This window comes from Sulfurovum sp. bin170 (genome assembly GCF_010892395.1).
GTDB lineage: Bacteria > Campylobacterota > Campylobacteria > Campylobacterales > Sulfurovaceae > UBA1140.
Window position 1 is genome coordinate 1 of record NZ_JAACKB010000142.1, and the last position, 3,736, is coordinate 3,736.

Annotated in this window: 5 protein-coding genes; all 5 read left to right on the plus strand. The window is 37.0% G+C overall.

What is annotated here, in order from left to right:
- Positions 1-592 (plus strand): ABC transporter ATP-binding protein (locus tag GSY74_RS03395; protein ID WP_164663704.1); only part of this gene is annotated, 592 nt, incomplete at its 5' end.
- A gap of 123 nt (positions 593-715) precedes the next feature.
- Positions 716-1,627 carry a methionyl-tRNA formyltransferase gene (gene fmt, locus GSY74_RS03400; protein WP_255494521.1) on the plus strand — a complete coding sequence of 304 codons (912 nt, stop codon included), beginning with the start codon at positions 716-718 and terminating at the stop codon, positions 1,625-1,627.
- Entirely contained in the window at positions 1,608-2,243 is a 636-nt protein-coding gene (locus tag GSY74_RS03405; RefSeq protein WP_164663705.1) for a biotin--[acetyl-CoA-carboxylase] ligase, read from the plus strand. The genes fmt and GSY74_RS03405 overlap by 20 nt, the downstream gene beginning before the upstream one ends.
- The gene (locus GSY74_RS03410) at positions 2,240-3,022 is read left to right on the plus strand and encodes a ParA family protein (RefSeq protein ID WP_164663706.1); all 783 of its coding nucleotides are present in this window, start codon (positions 2,240-2,242) and stop codon (positions 3,020-3,022) included. Before GSY74_RS03405 ends, GSY74_RS03410 begins: the two co-directional genes overlap by 4 nt.
- 3 nt (positions 3,023-3,025) lie before the next feature.
- Positions 3,026-3,736: ParB/RepB/Spo0J family partition protein (locus GSY74_RS03415; RefSeq protein ID WP_164663707.1), on the plus strand; the 711-nt coding region annotated here is incomplete at its 3' end.

Here is a 3,736-nt window from a genome sequence, read left to right on the forward strand (position 1 = left end):
CCCTCAAAAGAGAGAGATAGGTTTTGTATTTCAGGACTATGCACTTTTTGATAATATGACGGTTTTGGGTAATCTTCTGTTTGTCAATAGAGATAGAGAACTTGCTAATCATCTGCTTGAAGTTACAGAGTTAACGAAGCTCAAAGGTAGATACCCTGCTGTTTTGAGTGGTGGGCAGAAGCAGAGGGTTTCGCTTTGTCGTGCTATGATGAATCGTCCTAAACTGTTGCTGATGGATGAGCCTCTCTCTGCTCTTGACCCTGCTATGCGTACTAAGCTTCAAGATGAGATATTGGCTTTGCATATGGAGTTTGGAACTACTACTGTTATGGTTAGTCATGACCCATCTGAAATTTATCGTTTGGCTTCTCGTGTGGTGGTTTTGAATCATGGGAAGATTATTGATGATGGTACTCCAAAAGAGATTATGATTAAAGATATAGCCTCTTTAGAGGGTGAGCTTTTGGAGCTTGTTAAGTCTGAGAGTGGTTATCTGGCTACGGTTCTTGTGGGGCAACAGTTGGTTGAGATAGCTATGAGTGAGAGTAGGGCAGAGAGCTTGGTTGTTGGAGATATTATCTCTGTTCTATAGTTTCTGCTATAATTCGCTAAAAATTAAATATCTTGGAAAACTAGGAAGCGAAAACTTTAGTTTCGTCTTTTTTTCGGGGCTAAAGCCTCCGATTCCAAGTAAGTTTTGCTATAGGAGGAGTTATTGAAACGAGTTGTTTATATGGGGACACCCCACTATGCAAAGGAGATTTTGCAAACACTTATAGATGATGAGCAGATTGAGATACCATTGGTTATTACTCAACCTGATAGAAAGGCAGGACGAAGAGGTGGATTGAAGCCTCCTGCTGTTAAAGTTTTGGCACTAGATTATGATTTGGAAATTTTACAACCTGAAAAACTCTCTGATGAGGGAATTTATGAGGCTATTGTGGATGCAGAGCCTGACTATATAGTGGTGGCGGCTTTTGGTCAGCTTTTGCCCAAAAATCTACTAGATATTGCACCTTGTATCAATCTTCACGCTTCACTTCTGCCTCAATATCGTGGAGCAAGTCCAGTTCAGCAGTCACTTCTTAATGCTGATAGGTTTACAGGGGTAACTGCTATGCTGATGGAGGAGGGGCTTGATTCGGGACCAATATTAGGGTATCGTTATTTTAAGATTCCTGATACGATGATTTTGTCTGAATTGATGAATCGTTTGAGCAGTGATGCTTGTGCTTTGACTACAGAGATTATCCATAAGTTTGAGACTATAGAACCTATAACTCAAATCAGAGCAGAGGCTACACATTGTAAAAAGATAAAAAAATTGGATGGCAAAGTCTCTTTTGATAATGCCTTGAAACTTTATGATAAATATAGAGCTTTTGAGGGTTGGCCAGGAATTTTTGTGGAGAATGGGACGAAGATATTTGATGTTGAATTGTTAGAGAGTAGCGGTGGAAATAGGGCAGGGGAGATTTTGGCTATTGATGAACAAACTATATCTGTAAGTTGTGGAGTGGGAAGTATACGAATTGGAAAACTTCAACCACCATCGAAAAAGGCGATGGATGCAAAATCATACTGTGTGGGGAGAGGATTAAAAGTTGGACATAGTCTATTTTGATGAATTAGACTCTACACAGACTTATCTTATAGAGCAGATAAAATCCAAAAAACTATCAGCCCCAATTGCTCTGATGGCAAAAAGACAGACAGCAGGAGTAGGTAGCAGAGAGAACTCTTGGGAGGGGGGAGAGGGCAATCTTTTTTTCTCTTTTGCAGTGAATTTGGATGATTTACCTAAAGATTTACCGTTAAATTCTGTTTCAATCTATTTTTCTTATATTATGAAAGAGGTTTTGGAGAAATTTTCATCGAATATTTGGCTAAAATGGCCTAATGATTTATATTATTTTAAGCATAAAATTGGTGGAACCATTACAAAAAAATTAGATACTGTTTTGCTCTGTGGAATGGGGATAAATTTGAAAAAAAACTCAAATGGCTTTGAAGCACTAAATCTCAACATTGAGGCTGATTTTTTGCTAGAGAGCTATCTGAAGGAGCTAGAGAATTATCCATCTTGGAAGCAAATATTTAGTAAGTATGCGTTAGAATTCGAAATAACAAAGAGAGTTTCTGCACATATTCAAGGGGAGTATAAAAGCCTTGAAAACGCCGTTTTATCGCAAGATGGTTCATTAATTATAAATAATAAGAGAGTATACAGTTTAAGATGAATGAGATTATAGCAATAGCCAATCAAAAGGGTGGGGTGGGGAAGACAACGACAGCTGTCAACCTTGCAGCATCCTTGGCAAAAAAAGGCAAAAAGGTACTGCTTGTTGATGCTGACCCACAGACAAATGCAACAACTAGCTTGGGCTTTAATCGTAATGATTATGAGTATAATGTATATCATGTAATGATAGGCATAAGGAAAGCATCAGAAGTTATTTTGAAATCAAAAATAAAAAATCTTGATATGCTTCCTGCCAATATAGGATTGGTTGGTGTAGAAAAAGAGTTTTATGATTCAGGAAAGAAAAATCGTGAACTACTCTTAAAAAAAGCACTTAAGCCGATTAGGAAGAATTATAATTATATTTTAATTGATTCACCTCCTGCGTTAGGTCCAATAACTATCAATGCACTTTGTGCTGCTGATTCAGTAATTATTCCAATTCAGTGTGAATTTTTTGCATTGGAGGGTTTAGCACAACTACTCAATACGATTAATCTTCTGAAGAGGTCTATCAATCCAAAGTTAACAATCAAAGGTTTCTTGCCAACTATGTATTCAGGACAGAATAACTTGTCAAAGCAGGTGCTTGAAGATCTCTCCCATCATTTTAAAGATAAACTATTTACTGATAGAGAAAATAAATTTATTATTGTTCCAAGAAATATCAAAGTAGCAGAATCTCCAAGTTTTGGTCAACCTGTGATTGAGTATGCCAAAAAATCCAAAGGTGCAATGGCATATACCGATTTAGCAAAAAGTATTCTAAAAGGATAATCTATGGCATTAGGTAAAGGGTTGAGTGCAATATTGGACGAAGTTGGTCAGGCGTATGAAAATGAAACTGGAGGAATTTGTGCTTATTCATTTGGGCATGTAAGAGAGATTGATGTAGAAGATATTGCCCCAAACCCTTATCAACCAAGAAAGTATTTTGATGAAGATGCCCTTTTGGAACTTTCTGAATCAATCAAGCAACATGGTTTGCTTCAGCCTATTGTAGTAGTTGACAAAGGTGATGACGAGTATCTGTTGGTGGCAGGTGAACGACGACTTCGCGCTCATGAATTGGCGGAGTTGGATACAATCAAAGTGATTATCGCTGATGTAGATATTGATGATGCTAAACTTAGAGAGTTGGCACTGATAGAGAATATTCAGAGAGAGAATCTTAACTCTATTGAGTTGGCTCACTCCTATGATGAGTTGATAAAAGTTTATGAGATTACTCATGATGAGTTGTCTCTGGTTTTGCATAAAAGTCGTTCTCAAATTACTAATACTTTAAGACTTTTGGTACTTTCTGATTATGTTCAAAAAAAGTTAATTCAGAATGACATATCTCAAGGACATGCTAAAATTTTAGTAGGTTTTGAAGAGAAAGAACAGAAACTATTTGTTGATACTATCATTGGTCAAAAGCTGAGTGTGCGTGAAGCTGAACGATTGGCTAGAAATTCTAGAAATCTTAATCAAAAAACAGTAGTTTCA